Below are 17,143 nucleotides of genomic sequence, written 5' to 3' on the forward strand. Positions count from 1 at the left end.
CTTCACTCCTAATGAATGTCCTTCATTCGAATTAATCGGCTATTTTGTGTGACCTCATCCTTGTAATTCACAATCTCATGATAGCCTTCAATCTCGATGGTGGCTTCGCCTGTTTCTTGATTTCCGAATAAGCTGGCATCCTTCTCCTCTGTAAAATACAACCTCGTCTCGTACTCGAATAGATTGTGCTTAGGAAACAGCTGCTGCGAACTCGAATCAGGTATGAACGTGATCCCGTCTCGATCGGGATCATGATGGTAGGTACCGCTGATTTCGATAGGCTCTGATGTAAATTCAATATCGACAAGCGGCTGGTTCTCCATAAACGGCGTGACCTGAGCGCTCTTGATCGTCATTAGGCCAAGCTGATCGCCAACTTTGACCTTCTGCGGATCATACGTAAGGTTGGTTGCAGAGGGTGTAGTCGTCGTTTCACTGCGTTCATTCGACCCCGCACTGCATCCTACTAGAAGCAGCAGCAATAGTGGCAGCAGCCACACTTTTCCTCTCATCTTAATCCTCCTCTATTGGTTTGAAAATAAGCCGAATGCTCCGCTGCCTTGCTGTATATAGCTGTAGACACCGGTTAATGGTAAAAAGTTTCATTTTGAAATAGGAATTTTTTGGAAAAAACTGAAGTTTCTTTAATCACGCACCCATGACGAACGGCGTTATGACAGGGATTTATCGGAAGGATTTGAGTGTGGAGTAGTCAGGGAGTAGCGCGATATCGGCTTCCGTGGAGGGATGAGAATCTCTCTGCGGAAGCTTTTTCGTGCTGGAATAGACGTTGAGGATTGCGCTTTGCTACGATAATGGTTTAATGTATCTTACAATATGTGTAATTGGAATTATTAGATTGGTGAGGAGTCAAGCTGGCTCGTCAGGAGGTTGTGGGTATTGAATCATGTGGCAGCAGTGAATGTGGATCGAGGCATACGCAAAATGGACAGCTTGATCAATTTCCGCGACGTCGGGGGATTGCCGATTGTGGACGGACGTGTCATGAGGACGGGGATCCTGTATCGCTCGAATGAACCGCATAAGCTGAAACTGAAGGACCTGAACAAATTCAATGGTCTGAATCTGAAGCTCATCTGTGACCTCCGCACGCCCAACGAGAGAAGAACAAGGCTCCCGCGTTTTGTGGAGAGCAGCACGAGGACAGTGAACATCCCGTTTTATCAGAACGATGAGGACTATACGAGGTTTCAAATTTTCAAGCAGATTCTAAGCACCGTTCGAACGATTGATTTTCATCAGATCATGCGAGATTTTTACCGTAAGGTGTTATTCGATAGCACCGATCAGATTCGAGCTGTCATGACGCTGCTCGCTGAACAAGGCGGTGCACCAACGTTGATTCATTGCGCGAGCGGCAAAGACCGGACGGGAATGATCGTTGCTCTTCTGCAGCTGCTGGCCGGCGTTCCGCGTAACGAGGTCATGACGGACTATATGCTGTCTAACCCGCTGAATGAAAGCGAGACGGATCGTGCGATCAGATACTTACGAATCTTCACCTGTTTCCGTCTATCCCGAGAGCGGCTGCTGCCGCTGCTGGAGGTTCGGCATGAATACTTGGAGGAAGTGCTGGACGAGCTGTTTGCGAAGTATGGGACAATTGAATCCTATCTCGTGCAGGCTTGCGGGGTAGATGAGCGGACGATTGAGGTGCTGCGCGAGAGCTTAGTCTCGGATGAGCGAGAGGCGCATGAATGATGGAATGGATAGCTTTCGTAGAGGGAGGAGACTCTCTTTACGGAGGCTTTTTTAGTTGATAACAAATTATAGGATTAAACTTTAATGAATGAGTGGTTTAGCCGATATTACAATATGTGTAATTGGAATAAGGGAACTGGAACAGTGTCAGGCAGCAGAAATGTAAGATTGTCTGGCTGATTTGTTAAAAAACATCTATTTTAATTGAGGTTTAACAAATAACTTTAGCTAAACTTTAATTAAATAGGGTGTAAATCTTATGGGTTATCCTACCTTGGTATGATAATATATGAAAGTAGCGGGACTAAAGAACTAGAAAAGAGGGATATGCTATGGCAGTTAATTTAGCTAAGGGACAGAAAGTTGATCTTACGAAAACGAACCCAGGACTCACGAAGATTCTTGTTGGATTGGGCTGGGATACGAACAAATATGATGCTGGCGGCGAATTCGACCTCGACGTGTCCGTATTTTGCACGAACGGCGCGGGTAAAGTAGAGCACGAGAAAAACTTTATTTTCTATAACAACCCACAAAATGAGAATGGTTCTGTTGTCCACACGGGCGATAACCGTTCCGGCGAAGGCGACGGAGACGATGAGCAAATCAAGGTTGATCTGGCCAACGTTCCAGCTAACGTTGAGAAAGTAGCATTCACGATCACGATTCACGAAGCGGCAGAGCGCAATCAAAACTTCGGCCAAGTGTCCAATGCGTATGTGCGTATTGTGAACGAGGCGAATGACGAAGAAGTGATTCGTTTCGACCTTGGCGAAGACTTCTCGATCGAGACGGGCATCGTTGTTGGTGAACTGTACCGCCACTCCGGCGAGTGGAAGTTCTCCGCGATCGGCAGCGGCTATAAAGACGGACTTGCAGGCCTTGTGCGTGACTACGGTCTAGCTTAATAGCAACTACTTAATCGTTCGTAATCACTATTTCTACAAAAATGGAGTGAGCAGAATGAGCATCAATCTAGCAAAAGGTCAGCGCATTGACCTTACGAAGACGAACCCAGGGTTGACCAAAGTAATCGTCGGCCTTGGCTGGGATACGAACAAATACAGCGGAGGAAGCGACTTCGACCTTGATGCGTCGGCATTCCTGCTGCACGAGGACGGCAAAGCGAAGAGCGAAGCGGACTTTGTCTTCTATAATAACCTTCAAGCTTATAACGGCGCGGTCCTGCACACAGGCGATAATCGTACAGGCGAGGGCGATGGCGACGACGAGCAGATCGTTATCGATTTCAGCAAAATTCCTGCTCACATCAGCCGGATCGGAATTACGGTTACGATCCATGAGGCGGAAACACGCTATCAGAACTTCGGACAAGTCTCCAGCGCATTCGTACGCGTCGTGAACGAAGCGAATAACGTGGAAGTGCTCCGTTACGATCTAGGCGAGGACTTCTCGACGGAGACGGCGGTTGTGTTCTGCGAGTTTTATCGTCACGGGAACGATTGGAAATTCCAAGCGATCGGCAGCGGCTTCGCTGGCGGCCTGATCTCGCTCGTTCGTAACTACGGGCTGAGCGTATAGCATGAACGGCAGGGGAACGGGTAACCGTATCCCCTGAATTTTTGATACGAAGAAAGGGTGAATCTGGATGTCTGTTTCGGTAGTGAAGGGACAAAAAGCCGACATTACGAAGGGCAATCCCTCCCTGTCCAACCTGAAGGTTACGATAGGCTGGGCATCGTCCGCGAACATCGAGCTCGATTGCTCCGCATTCCTGCTTGCGTCTAGCGGCAAAGTGAGCGGAGACAGCGATTTGATCTTTTATGGCAACCCATCCAACGCCTTCATCGCTTACTCGGAGGTTGGAGCAACAGAGAGGCAGTTAATGATTAGCCTCGACAAAGTATCCCCGCAAGTGGATAAAATCGCGTTTACGCTTACGATTTACGAAGGCGAGCAGCGGCGCCAGAACTTCAGTCAAGTGAACGGTGCCTTCATCCGATTCTCGAATGCAGCGTCAGGCCAAGAAGTGCTGCGCTATGACCTCGGCAATCCATTCTCCATTGAGACAGCTATCGTCGTAGGAGAATTATATCGATACAATGGCGAATGGAAGTTTAGCTCGATCGGCGCTGGTTATTCCGGCGGTCTGAACGCACTGTGCGCTTCTTATGGAATTGAGACGCAGGACAAGGCACCTGTGCCGCCCGTGAACGCGCAGCAGTCGCCTCCGCCAGCACCGCCGAAGCCTGCAGCGCCACCAGTCATTCCGCCACAGCCGCAGCAGCAGCAGCAGCCAGTTCAATTGAACCTGTCTAAGATCGAACTTAAGAAGAAGGGCGAGAAAATCAACCTTCAGAAGAAGTCCGGCGGACTAGGTGAGATTCTGATCAATCTGAACTGGAACCAGCAGACGAAGAAATCCGGCTTCTGGGGCAGCAAGAGCGAAGCGATCGATCTAGACCTTGCATGTCTCTATGAGCTCAAGAATGGCGAGAAGGGCGTTATCCAAGCGTTAGGGGAAAGGTTCGGCTCTCTCGACCGTGCGCCGTACATAGTGCTGGATGGTGACGACCGGACAGGCTCGGTCAAGACGGGTGAGAATATCCGAATTAATGGCGCTAAAGTGGCCGAAATTAAGCGGATTCTCGTCTTCACCTTCATCTACGAAGGCGTATCCCGCTGGTCCGAAGCAGACGGCATCGTAACGCTGAAGCAGGATGGCGGGCCGGATATTATCGTAAGGCTGGACGAATACGACAATAACCATCGGATGTGTGCAATCGCGATGATCGAGAACCAAGGCAATGAGACGTTCAGCATCGAACGGATCGTTCGTCATTTCAGTGGACATCGCGAATTAGATCAGGCATACGGATGGGGAATGCGTTGGGTCGCAGGATCCAAATAATCGTGAGCCTATAGGTGGAGGAAGCAGCAATGGTCGATTTTTTCAACAGTGTCATTAACAATTTCTCGGATTTCTTCAACTGGGACAACCTGTCGGCTGTCCTCTCCAGTCCAACCAACTGGGGCTTTGTGTTAACGCTCGTTATTCTTGAGGGTCTATTGTCGGCAGATAACGCGCTTGTGCTTGCCGTCATGGTTAAGCATCTTCCGAAGGAGCAGCAGAAGAAGGCTTTGTTCTACGGTATTATCGGCGCTTATCTGTTCCGCTTCATCTCGATCGGTATCGGTGTGTACTTGGTCAAAATCACGTGGATCAAAGTAGCCGGCGGCGTATATCTGCTGTGGATTGCGCTCAGCAATCTGTTCGGTCTTGAAGTTAAGTTCGTGAAGGCTGGCGGGGTACCGATCCTGCCGTATATCGGCAAGAAGGACGATGGCGAGGAAGGCGAAGTCGAGAATAAAGGCCTTGGCTTCTGGCGTACGGTGCTTGCCGTTGAGCTGATGGACATTGCGTTCAGTATCGACAGCGTCCTGGCGGCGTTTGGTGTCAGCGACCAAGTATGGGTCCTGTTCCTCGGCGGTATTCTCGGCGTATTGATGATGCGCGGCGTCGCGCAGCTGTTCCTCAAGCTGATCGACAAGTTCCCTGAGCTTGAGCAAGCAGCATTCATCCTTATCGTTATTATCGGTGCGAAGATGATTGCCGGCGCATTCGGCTTCGAAGTGTCGCACTACCTGTTCTTCGGGTTGCTCATTGCGGTGTTCGTCGGCACGATGATCTACAGCGCAGTGCGCGGCAAGAACGAATCCGAGGCGAAGACGGCTTAAGATTCTCTAACATTTATATCCATGAAGCAGTCCCTCCTGTATGATAATAGGAGGGACTTGTTGTTACCTCCCGTTGGCGCGTTTTCTTAACGATTGGGGGAAAATTGATGATTCCATTTTCATTCGAAATCGTGAATGATTCGACGATCAATATCGAATATGTTTACGGCAGTGAGAAATTTATTCTGAATCTGTTCCTCCGCCACGGCGTATGGACGCTTCACCCGTTCGACGGCATGCTGCTGGGCAATCGCGACCTGTGCCGCAGCGTCATTGCCGATCTGATTCGCAACAAAGAGTTCCAGATCATGTTGGCCAAGCAGGGCATCGCCATGTCGAGTCTTCGCACGACAATCGACCTGGAACCATCCTCCTCGGAGCCCGAGACGCGCGCAAGACGTGAGCCAGACTGGGAGCCCGAACCAGAGGCAGGTTCAATTGACGATATACGGGAGTTCATTGAGTACAATACGATCGACGACATCATTGATCTCGAGCTGACCCAGCTGGACAAGAAGATCGAGTTCTACGGCGAGATCTTGAAATATGTTTTCATGCAAAACCTCGGTCCCGGCGATCCAGAGTTCGATAAGATCCAAAGCCTGCAGCGGACGTTCAAGGAAACGCGAGAGCGGATCGCGGGTCATAAGGATTTTGATTTTGGCGGGGGGAATCGGAAGAGGTTTTAGTTGTCGAGATTAAATACGCAGCTGTTGACTCTTTAGTAGATGAGCACATCTATCTAGGGAGTCTTTTTAATTGCAGCTTTAGCGATTCTTTAAGTAATATCATTGATCAAAAACTGGAAAGTATATATTGAATCCCCTATATCTATCACAACAATGAATGGTCCAGCGTTATAAGAGAGTAAGTGTATGTACGCTACATTAATGTGAACAGGAGAATTGCAATGGGTTTAACAATGACTTTTCCTACTAATATCATTACTTATAAGCCTTATGAATTACAGAACTGGTTGGAAGGTAGTAGATCAGATTGCTCTGATGAGTACCTAAAGGGTCTGATGGGTCGTGATGGGAACTATGCCGTTACCGGATTTGTAGAGTATATAGCAGGAAAGCATTACGAATCGTTAGGTTATCGCTATACGCACAGATTCGGAATTTTTGGCGGTAACAAAATCGGAACTTTCCCTGAGTCAGATGAAATACTGAGGCAAAGGTTTGGAGATGAGCTTTTTATTGCAAGCAGGAGTTTGTATCCCTCATTCCGAAACATCAAGTTCGAACTGCCGGACTTAATGATTTTCTCCGAGGATTGCTCCTACGTTAAGTTTGTCGAAGTGAAAAGAGCTAGGAAGGACCATCTTCGTGAGCCACAGGCACGAGGGCTGGCGCTGCTTGCGTTATTACTTAACTGCGATGTGGAAGTTTGTGAGGTTTACGCTGAGGAGGATGCGGAGACAGCTAAAGCTATAAGCTGGGAGTTCGCATAAGTGCTGATAGAATCAAGGGACTTTAAAATAGGCTGCTGCGTTGGTGAATAGCCAATGCAGCAGCCTATTACTTATTCCCTTTCTTTCTGACATAGTGCGATTGTTGGAGGTGTATTAGAGAAATGAGAATATTCTTTTAAAAGAAGTATTTGTATCTTTTCGTGTGATGATATTAACTGACTTGGATTTGGATATGATTCAGTCTGTAAATTATTATGGTAAAATTAATTAAAATATTATAAAATATTTTGGTGTTTTCCATTTATATGAAAGGGTGGCTTAGTTGTGAGAATGGGATTAGGAGTTGCTTGATTGAGATTAAACTATGATTTACATACCTCCATTAGAGAAAGGATTAAGTGAATGAGCACAAAACGAATAACACTCATGTCTATTGCTCTATTATGTTTCTTACTACTTATTTCAGGAGTAGCTAACGCAGCGGGAAGTTTGACTTACATTTACACAAACGATGGGAAATTGCTATACGTTAAGAATTCCGACGGGACGTATATCAAGTACATATACGATGCTAATGGGAACACGACGAAGAAACAGAAAGTAAACATAAGTCCCAAATCATCATTGACGTTTGCAAAAGATAAAGTGCTTACTATCTCTCCAAATCTCTCTTTGGCCACAACGGGTAAAACTACAGTTGAGTTCTGGATGTATTGGGATGGAAGTTCAAGTACTGCTATGCCCTTTACATTCAGCACCAAATTAAGTATGTACCTCTCAGGTGGTTATTTCGGATTCAATACTTTTAGTTCAGACATTATCGGAGTATCCTCTGCGGGACTCGCTAATAAATGGGTTCATGTGGCGGCTGTTTTCCCCAATAACAGTGTATTAACACCTTCGAATTGTGAATTGTATATCGACGGAGTTAAGCAGAATATTCAACAGGTTAAAGGAACAACAACTGTATTAAGGCCTGTTTCGAAATCTGCTACCATTGGTGGTTATATACAAGATGGCGTTCAGAAGTATGCTTTTGGTGGGAAATTAGCGAATTTCAGAATATGGGATAAAGCGAGAACGGGACAAGAAATTCAAAGTAATTTCTACAAGGAAATGAAAGGCAATGAATCCAATCTGGTAGGTCAATGGTTGATGCCAAGTGAGCCGCTAAGTTCATTGCCTTTTGATAAAACAAAGGTTATTAGCTTGGCTAATTTAGATACGAATAAGGTAAGCAGTGGGGGCAATACGGTTGACTTCTGGATGTATTGGGATGGCGTTGAGAACTCGATCCCGTTTACTTGGAGCTCTGGTTACAAGCTCGTGTTCCGTAATGGTTATTTTGGATTTAGTACGAATAGTTCTGATCTTATAGGGATTTCATCAACAGATCTTAAGAATAAGTGGATTCATATTACGGCTGTGTTCCCGAACAGTACGATTAAAGCGGATACCTGTCAGCTATATGTGAATGGCGTCAAACAAACGTTGACACAAGCTGCAGGTACAACAGCCTCAAGCGTTGCAACTTCCACCACTGCATATATTGGAGGCTATCAAAGCGACGCAGGCCAAACTTCTTCTCTCTTCGGCGGAAAGCTATCCGATTTAAGAATTTGGAATAGTAGTAGAACACAAGCAGATATTCAAAACGATATGTATAGAACGTTGTCTCTCAGTGAGTCTAATTTGGCAGGGGAATGGTTGTTAGCATCGGAACCGTCAAAGGCAACAACGCTAGTAACAAATGCGTATTCGTATTCCGATGTTGATGTGAATACCACTAGCGGGGGATATAACACGGTTGAGTTCTGGATGTATTGGGCAGGAGGATCGGGTGATATGCCATTCGCATGGAGTACACAATATGGCCTGTACTTCAGCTCGGGTAATTTTGGGTTTAATACCTTTAAATCAGACATAATCGGTATTGATGCAACTAGTTATAAAAAAACCTGGGTCCATGTCGCTGCTGTATTCCCGAATGGTGTTCCGACAACAACAACAGCTGAATTGTACATCAATGGGGTTAAGCAAAATATCCAACAGCTTGCAGGTACGACAACTTCGTCCGTGTTAGCGTCAAAAACATTAAGTGTAGGTGCATTTGAAGTAGGATCCAAGAGGAAATACGAATTTAGTGGGAAACTAGCGAATGTCCAGGTATGGAATAAAAAACTTGATCAGAATCAGATTATTAGCGATATGTACAGAGTTTACCCCGATAATACATCTTCGCGAACTAGTCTGAAAATGGTTACAGATGATTTCTATATCATCGAAAGTTAAATGGTCGTTGATGCGATTAACTCTAGTTGGAGGTTTTGGTGTGAGAAAATTTAGATTCAAGTACCCTATTATATTCGTACTTATTATTTCGATGCTTTCGTCCAATGTTTATGGCTTAGGTGAGGTTTCTGCTGACAAAGCAACAGAGGCTGCAACGGATACACCTCAAGTAGTAAGCGAAAACGGGAATTACCTTGTTAAATTCAAGGATGCAGATAAAGGAAAGAAGAGCCTCGACAAGAGAACAAAGAAAGAAAAGAAACATTATAAGAATATTTCACTTACTGAGGTTGAGCTCACATCAGAGGATCTGATCGCGCTTCAACAGGACGACAATGTGGAATATATTGAACCGGATTCCGCAATTAACAAGGCGGACGAAGATTTTAGTCTCTCAGAAATTCAAATCGATGTACCTAAAGCATTCGAAGAGAATGTATCCGGTCAAGGCGTGAAGGTCGCGGTATTTGATACGGGTGTAAATACGGAATCTAGCGATCTATTTGTTAGTGGCGGGGCATCATTCGTTGACAATGAATCTACTTATGATGACTTGAATGGACATGGTACGGCGGTGGCAAGTGTGCTAGCCGCTCTTAGGAATGGGCAAGGTTTAGTAGGTGTTGCTCCTAATGTAGAGCTTTATGCGGTAAAAGTTATGGACCAGACTGGGGCGGGCGCATACAGTCAAGTCATTCAAGGTATTGATTGGGCTATTGATAATCATATGGATATTATCAATATGAGCTTTACGGGAACGGCCTATTCGCAGGCACTGAAGGAAGCGATCGATAAAGCCCAACAAAACGGCATATTAGTTGTCGCGGCAGCAGGCAACGATCAAGCTTTTCAAGCCGGTTATCCAGCAGCTTATGACACTGTCATTTCGGTAGGGGCGGTCGATTCGAATAATCAGATTGCCGACTTCTCCAACAGGGGGAAAGTAGATTTAGTCGCACCTGGCGTCAACGTTGATGTTTTGTCCCTCGAGGATCAATGGATTCCGGAGAGCGGGACTTCCTTTGCCGCATCAGAGGTAACAGGAGTAGCGGCGCTTCTGAAAGAGAAGAGCCCGGCATTGACCGTAGATGAACTGCGCAGCCAGCTGCAATCCACAGCTAAACCACTTGGCGATCCGACGGTTTATGGACATGGACTGGTTAATGCCTATCAAGCCGTAATGAACATTATAGACGATGCGAATTCGACTACACCGATCGATATACCGGATGACCAAACATCCGATAGTGATCTGCCAATCATGAATCTCCCTGAGACGGTGACAGAATTCGTTCCAGACAATGATGAACCTTTAGAAGAACAATTGATTAAACCAGCAGCTTCGTATACGTTGGACGCTAATTCACAGCTAGGTCTTCAGGCGATGCGCTTCAAAACCGATCAAGCCCCTTACTCGGTTCAATCTGCACTAAACGAAGACATCTCAACGATGACGGGCGGATTGTCGATCTCGGCTGGCGATCTTACATTACCAGGTAGGAATGGCTTGTCTTTTACACTCAGCCGTACCTATAGCACCGAAGATTCTATCTTCTATAAGGAAAACATGGAGCCTTTCCTATATTGTGTATGTAACATCACATTCAATTATTTCAAATATCAGGAAACGAAGACAGACACGACACAGCCAACTAAAGTAGCTGGATCTGACAGCACCGGAAAAGTGTCCTATAATTCGGCTGCAGAACCTTACTCTGGCGGCAGTCTTATGAATAATGTATGGTCAGCGCAACGGTTCGGAAGCTATTTGGGCTCTAAAGTAGGGCAAGTCTATGCGACAACAGATTGGTCAGGACCAGATAGCAAAGGCGTTTATACTCGGAATGTAGTAGGAGTCTCCTCAACCCCGAGTTTCGTTTATAGTCAGAGTTCTGAAGTCTATCTTGGGTTCAAGTCTCGTCTATGGGGGCAACCGGCGGATGAGATACAATTTCCGATTGGTAAAGGCTGGTCCTGGAATGTTCCATATATCGAGTATGAGAAGGAAAACGGCGTAAGTTTGAGATTCCTTCATCTGCCTGGGAAAGGGACTTACCAAATCGATGGGACGAAGTTGTCGAAGTATCCTTGGAATGATATCGCCGTATCATCAAATACTTCCATCACTGTGAATGGGGTACAGTCAACTACTGCAGTTAAGGTAACTGGAGGTTTGACGTATTATTTCTCAGCGGGTGGGAAAGTGATTCAAATTGCGGATAATTATCAGAACGCGATCACGTTCACGTATTCCACGCAAGGTTCCTATGTGGATGTGTTGACCAGCATTCAAGATCCCGTAGGAAATACAATTAATATTGCTTACACGCCTACCCAGGTCACTTTGACGCTTGGAAGTAAGCAAGTCATCTATACGAAATCGTCAGGGACATATACGAATCCGGCCGAACCATATGAACAAAGCACGATTGAAACATTAAGTTCAGTAAAGGATGTACAAGGTAACACTACAAATTATGAATATGAGATCAAAGACTTCAAAGAAAACTTGGGAACGCCAGGGTCGAACAAATATGCCTTATTAACTGCTGTTCAAGGGCCTACTGGAGTCGTGACACATTATGAGTACGAGAATGCTCCAACTACAAGAAATCAACAAAATTCTTGGAGAGAAGTATACCGTCTTACCAAACGCTATGATCATTATACCGATGCGCTGTATTCACCGACAACGCGAGATGTCAATGTGCAAACGCTCTCCTACAATGCAGATATGGGGAGTGGTGAATATAATACAAGCAAAACTTTCTCTTCAACAATGTCGGATGGGCTGAGTTCGACGGTCTTCACGTACTTGAGAGATTACAAGGCTCTCTCCACCACGACGGCATTTGCGTTAACCAGCGTGTCCGCAACTGCGGGGGGCTTACAACAAACGCAGAGCTATCAATATAATGATACTTTGAAGCCTATACCGAATACGACTACCATTCAGAATACGAATACGCAAACGCAAGAGAAGTCGGAGGCCGTTGTAACGACGCAGGTATACGACGATTATGGGCATATTACTTCTACTACAAATGCATTAAATGTGACGACGCAGCAGTCTTATGACGCTTCGACACATCTGCTATACAGGGTCACCCAACCGATCGACGCCACGCAAACGCTAGTTACGACGTATGAACGTGATTCGTATGGCGGGATCGCTGATATTTATTTAAGACAAAATAGCTATAACGGAACATTGCTTAAACAATATCATTATGATCGAGACATTTATGGGAATATCGTATCTGCCAGTGTATCAGATGGTGTAAGTACTAATACACAGACATTAACCTATGGCACGGCATATAAATCTGCGTTTCCAACAAAGCAAACCAACTCCGTTATAGATGCCAATAGTGCGAGTTCAACAGTTGCCGTTAGCGGTACCTATGATATTCAAACCGGTTTGTTGTCTAGTATTACGGACGGAAATGGAAATACGACGAGCTATGCCTATGATCTATACGGGCGGCTTACGAGCATCCAGTATCCGAAATTGTCAGATTTAGGCGTGACAAAAGCTTCCGTCGCTTATTCGGATACGAAGAACACGATTACATCTACCGATGAAAAAGGTAGGAAACAAGAGATAGACTATGATCCACTCGGACGGTTGCAGTCCACAGGATATTTGACTACAGTCTTTAATGTCGTCTCCAAACAGGATTACGATGATTACGGTCGACTGGCTTGGTCCGAAGATGCCAAGGGCAATCGTACCACTTACGGGTATCAGTTGCTTCCGACGGGTACGAAAGTTACTGTGACTGCTCCGAACTTAGGTGTGAGCAGCGAGGAAGAAGATGTTATTCATCGAACGAAGACTAGTATTGATGCCGAAGGGAACAAATCGGTTCAAACCTTCGACAAGCTGGGACAACTCGTATCAGTAACGACTACGACCAATAAAAACGAAGTGACTACCCAATCGTTCCAGTATAATTCTATTGGTTTGACAATAAAGGAGACGGATCCGAATCAGAACGAGACCACCTACAGCTATGATGCTCTGGGAAGACTAACTTCGGTTACGCAAATACCGGATAAGCAAACAGGAGCAGCAGAAGTAACGCAGTATAAGTACAATCCTTTGGATCTGGTTACGGCTATCATTCATCCGGATCAAACACAAGACACGAAATTTTATGATGAGTTAGGAAGGTTGATTAAACAGGCTGGACCGGATGGCAAGACCGACAAGACCTTCTATGACGGTAACGGAAATGTCATTCAGACAACCGATCTTAAAGGTCAGACCTTCAACTACGTCTATAATGCACGCAACTGGTTAATGTCCAAGCAATCACCGAATTCCACGATCAGCTATACGTATTTTGCGGACGGAGACCGCAAAACGATGACCGATGGAACGGGGACGACCTCCTACCAGTATGATTCATATCGGAATCTGTTAAGCAATGTAACATTCCCAGATACGAAGTCGTTGACATACACGTATGACGAGAACGGAAACCGGATAACGATGAGCGGCCTATTCGGTCTGAATGTCGGGTATACCTACAACAACATGAACCAATTGGACACGGTCAAATCGAGCTCCGCAACAGCAGCACATTATGACTATTATAAGAACGGTTTGGCCAAAATGTCGACGCTCGGCAACGGATATACGGTGGAATACGTATACAATGGTGCAAATCTAACTTCTCTTACGCAGAAGAAGAACGGTTCAAGCACGACCCAAGGCTACTCCTATACGTATGACAAGAATGGCAATATGCAATCGCTCAATGAAACCGGAGATAATGTCAAGAGCGGCACATTTACGTATGACGGACTGAATCGAATCCAAACCTCTAGTCTCAATAGCGAAGTCTATTCTTACGATAGCAGAGGGAATCGGACGACACTCCAATCCTCAGCGACACTTGGAACGGCATCTGAGGTTTCCTATCAATACGATGATTGGAATCAGTTGACACAAGTTACAACCGCTGATAGTAAAGTGGTAAAATATACGTACAACGGAGACGGCCTCTTATATGAACGTGATGATAGTGGCGTGAAAAACCGCTATTATTATGATGGTACGAATGTAGTGGCAATCGGTCTCGTCAATTCAGATGGTACTGTATCCGTGAAGGCGCAATACGTTCGTGGTAACGGGCTGATCAGTACAATAGACGCCCAGAGTCAGAACTATTACTACTTAACCAACGGGCACGGAGATGTGACGGAGCTGCGCGATAAGAGCGGAGGACTCGTCAATCAATACACCTATGATCTATGGGGTAGCCCTAATATAGTGTCCGAGAAGGTGTACAATCCGTTCCTGTATTCAGGCGAGATGTGGGATTCAACGACACAGCTTCAATACTTGAGAGCCCGCTGGTATGATCCAAGTGAGGGACGTTTTATAAATAAGGATACGTATGAAGGGGATATTACGAATCCCTTGACGTTGAATCTTTATACGTATGTGGAGAATAATCCGCTTATTTATCTAGATCCATCAGGTAATCACAAAGTAAAATGGACAACTGATGTGGAGGGAAAAAGAAAGTACACAATCCTTCTAGATACACCAGGTTTTTGGGATTCACTTATGCTCATGTATAATTATGCTGCATCCCAACCAGCTACCCCAGGAGAAGCTATAGGTCAAATGGCTGGAGAATATGTAACACAAATATTTGCTAGTAAAAAAGCTTGGAGTCTCTCGCCTACTGAGAGAGGAAAGCTAATCGAATACTTCTTAGCTACATCTTATTATGCAGACTGGGATAATGTTGGAGCATTGATGGGTGGTTACTTTCCTGTCATTGATTTTTATGATAGAGATCACACGGTGATCAGTGTTAAAACTATGGATACAGACTCAAAAGCATATGCGAATAGAGACGCAATGTATCTGCAATTAACTTACTATGTAATAGCATTAAGAGATGCTAATATTCAAGTTGATGGAGTGGAGGTAGCGAATGAGAACAGAATCTTAGATATTTGGGTCAAGCCAGGACAGGCAGATGATATAGACATTGAATATCTAAAAGAGCTTGCAGATGCTAATGGTATAATAATACAAGTAGAGGAGTTTTAGAAATGAGTGAAATATCATTTAGATTAAAGTTAGTGTATGATAATCTGAAAATTTCTGATATAGATTTATGTCTAGAAAAACTACTAAAGTTTAGTCCAAATAGAATTGATGTACTAGATGATGTATACACAAAGAATAAGCTAGTAGACTTTATTAACTCAATCTTCACAGAACAACCTTCATTTATTTTCACACTGTCAGATTCATCGGGAAATAGTATGACAGTTAATAAAGAAAATAATCAAATAATTTTCTTCAGTAGAATTAATTTTGAATTATTTAGTTCTAGTGATCTTTTTGAGGAAATCACAGAGGTTTTTGTAAGTAACAATGGTTTGTTTGCATATATTGTGTCGACTGAAGATCATTTTTGGCAAAATAATAGTTCGGTTGATGTTTATAAGCGTCGTAATCGCTCATTAGAAGATATAAAAGTTATTCCAATACCAAAGATGAGAAATCGATGGAATGTTGATATAGAGCAGTTTCCAGGACACAATCATAATTATAGAGGTCTTTGGTTCGGCTCTTGCTCAATGATGTGGTATGGAAACGAATACTTTAATTACTTTAATCGTAAAGAGTTCGAGGCTTTTAGTGAGTGTGAAGAAGTACTTTCATTAAAAAATGGAGGATACTTTGTAAAACTTTACTCAAACCCGTTAAATTATGAAGATGTTGAGAATAGAAATAGACAATGGGCATTTAGAAGTGCTACAAATTTAGATTTAGTCGCAGAAAATGTTAAAGAGTTATTAAAAACTAAATAATAATGATGGGGCACATAGGTGGGATTAGCAGATGCATTCCCCTAGTGTCCCTTCCTTGTAAGCAAAGAAGTGGGAGTGATAATTGGTGGAAAATAATATAACATATACTCAAATAATAAAGATTATATTCAGGCTTTATGCTAGTTATATTTGTATTTCTGGTGGCATCTCTACTGTAATTTTAATAACGGACTTTGGAGTCAATAGTTTTGAACATTTTTACATTTTGGCTAATGGGAAGCTTCTTTTTTCGAATATGGCTTCACTTATTATTGGATTAATTCTTTATGTTAAAGCTGAAAGATTTGCCTTTAGCGTTAATGGAGCAGAGAGGGAAGTCTCGCTTTGTTCGAGAGAATTAACGTACATGGTGTTTTGTTGCTTGCAGATAATCTTCACAATTTTTATAGTTAAAACTACAATCCAATTATTAGGGGTCACTATCTTCTTTGTTATAAAGAGTTATTCAGATTTTGATTTTGGAGAACTTTACGTGTTTATCATACCTATCACCGCATTGATGTTGACAATTATATTCAGAAAATCTTCCGGAAAATTAGCCGATTTGTTCTCAAAATAATATTGGCGTCACACTGGAGATAGTGTTAATTTAATAAATCGAATATCGAAAAAGGTAAGTTGATAGATAGTAGTATGAATCTATTGGTATTGGAGAGGTGTAACATGGGTTACGATGTTCATATTACCAAAATAAAACCCTGGTTTAGGAGTATGTCCAGTCCGATTACAGAAATTGAATGGAGAACAATTGTTTCTCACGATACCAACATCCACTTTGTTAATGAATTAGAGAAGAGCTTCGATTCCAGTAAACTTCATTATTATAATAATGGAATTGCTGTTCTAAGCTATACTGAAGATGAAGGGAAGACTACTCAAACTTACTTAGACTTTCGTGATGGACGAATTGTAGTGAAATATCCTGATGCAAAGGTAATTCAAAAAATGAAGCAAATTGCACTTCTTCTCAATGCCTACGTAATCGGTGACGAGGGAGAAGAATATTGAGGATAGAAATATAATAATTATCACTTGCGAGTGTAACAATAAACTGAAACTTCATTTATGCAAGATTAAATCCCATTTTCTATAATCCTGAAGTTGCCAAGAGATGGCTTTTGAATTTACCTAAAGTCATCTCTTTTA

The 17,143-nt window shown here is 43.8% G+C and carries 13 protein-coding genes; 12 read left to right on the forward strand and 1 reads right to left on the reverse strand.

Annotated elements, in window-relative coordinates; genetic code table 11:
* Window positions 1–8: 8 nt before the first annotated feature.
* Entirely contained in the window at window positions 9–512 is a 504-nt protein-coding gene (locus tag DFQ01_RS20880) for a hypothetical protein (RefSeq protein WP_110045855.1), read from the reverse strand.
* A gap of 397 nt (window positions 513–909) precedes the next feature.
* Here DFQ01_RS20880 and DFQ01_RS20885 point away from each other — a divergent pair, with 397 nt between their 5' ends.
* The 12 genes from DFQ01_RS20885 (at window position 910) to DFQ01_RS20940 (ending at window position 17,005) form a co-directional block, all read left to right on the forward strand.
* Complete coding sequence (locus DFQ01_RS20885) at window positions 910–1,722, forward strand: tyrosine-protein phosphatase (RefSeq protein WP_245946816.1); 813 nt, start codon at window positions 910–912, stop codon at window positions 1,720–1,722.
* Window positions 1,723–2,054: 332 nt separating this feature from the next.
* On the forward strand, window positions 2,055–2,630 hold the full coding sequence (locus DFQ01_RS20890) for a TerD family protein (protein ID WP_110045857.1): 576 nt from the start codon (window positions 2,055–2,057) through the stop codon (window positions 2,628–2,630).
* Window positions 2,631–2,685: 55 nt separating this feature from the next.
* Window positions 2,686–3,264 (forward strand): TerD family protein, encoded by a 579-nt coding sequence (locus DFQ01_RS20895; RefSeq protein WP_110045858.1) that lies wholly within the window; start codon window positions 2,686–2,688, stop codon window positions 3,262–3,264.
* A 67-nt stretch (window positions 3,265–3,331) separates the two neighbouring features.
* On the forward strand, window positions 3,332–4,594 hold the full coding sequence (locus DFQ01_RS20900; protein WP_110045859.1) for a TerD family protein: 1,263 nt from the start codon (window positions 3,332–3,334) through the stop codon (window positions 4,592–4,594).
* A gap of 29 nt (window positions 4,595–4,623) precedes the next feature.
* Window positions 4,624–5,421, forward strand: a complete 798-nt coding sequence (locus DFQ01_RS20905) for a TerC family protein (protein ID WP_110045860.1) — start codon at window positions 4,624–4,626, stop codon at window positions 5,419–5,421.
* A gap of 107 nt (window positions 5,422–5,528) precedes the next feature.
* A complete protein-coding gene (locus DFQ01_RS20910; protein WP_110045861.1) occupies window positions 5,529–6,110 on the forward strand; it encodes a hypothetical protein in 582 nt (193 codons plus the stop codon).
* A 221-nt stretch (window positions 6,111–6,331) separates the two neighbouring features.
* Window positions 6,332–6,877 carry a VRR-NUC domain-containing protein gene (locus tag DFQ01_RS20915; RefSeq protein ID WP_110045862.1) on the forward strand — a complete coding sequence of 182 codons (546 nt, stop codon included), beginning with the start codon at window positions 6,332–6,334 and terminating at the stop codon, window positions 6,875–6,877.
* A gap of 363 nt (window positions 6,878–7,240) precedes the next feature.
* Entirely contained in the window at window positions 7,241–9,130 is a 1,890-nt protein-coding gene (locus DFQ01_RS20920) for a LamG domain-containing protein (protein ID WP_110045863.1), read from the forward strand.
* 10 nt (window positions 9,131–9,140) lie between these two features.
* Complete coding sequence (locus tag DFQ01_RS20925; RefSeq protein WP_245946817.1) at window positions 9,141–15,206, forward strand: S8 family serine peptidase; 6,066 nt, start codon at window positions 9,141–9,143, stop codon at window positions 15,204–15,206.
* 2 nt (window positions 15,207–15,208) lie between these two features.
* Window positions 15,209–15,976 (forward strand): hypothetical protein, encoded by a 768-nt coding sequence (locus DFQ01_RS20930; RefSeq protein WP_110045865.1) that lies wholly within the window; start codon window positions 15,209–15,211, stop codon window positions 15,974–15,976.
* An 85-nt stretch (window positions 15,977–16,061) separates the two neighbouring features.
* The gene (locus tag DFQ01_RS20935; protein WP_110045866.1) at window positions 16,062–16,556 is read left to right on the forward strand and encodes a hypothetical protein; all 495 of its coding nucleotides are present in this window, start codon (window positions 16,062–16,064) and stop codon (window positions 16,554–16,556) included.
* Window positions 16,557–16,660: 104 nt separating this feature from the next.
* Window positions 16,661–17,005, forward strand: coding sequence for a hypothetical protein (locus DFQ01_RS20940; RefSeq protein WP_110045867.1), 345 nt, complete (start codon window positions 16,661–16,663; stop codon window positions 17,003–17,005).
* The last annotated feature ends 138 nt before the right edge of the window (window positions 17,006–17,143 follow it).

The sequence above is a fragment of the Paenibacillus cellulosilyticus genome (genome assembly GCF_003182255.1).
GTDB classification, from domain to species: Bacteria; Bacillota; Bacilli; order Paenibacillales; family Paenibacillaceae; genus Paenibacillus_T; species Paenibacillus_T cellulosilyticus.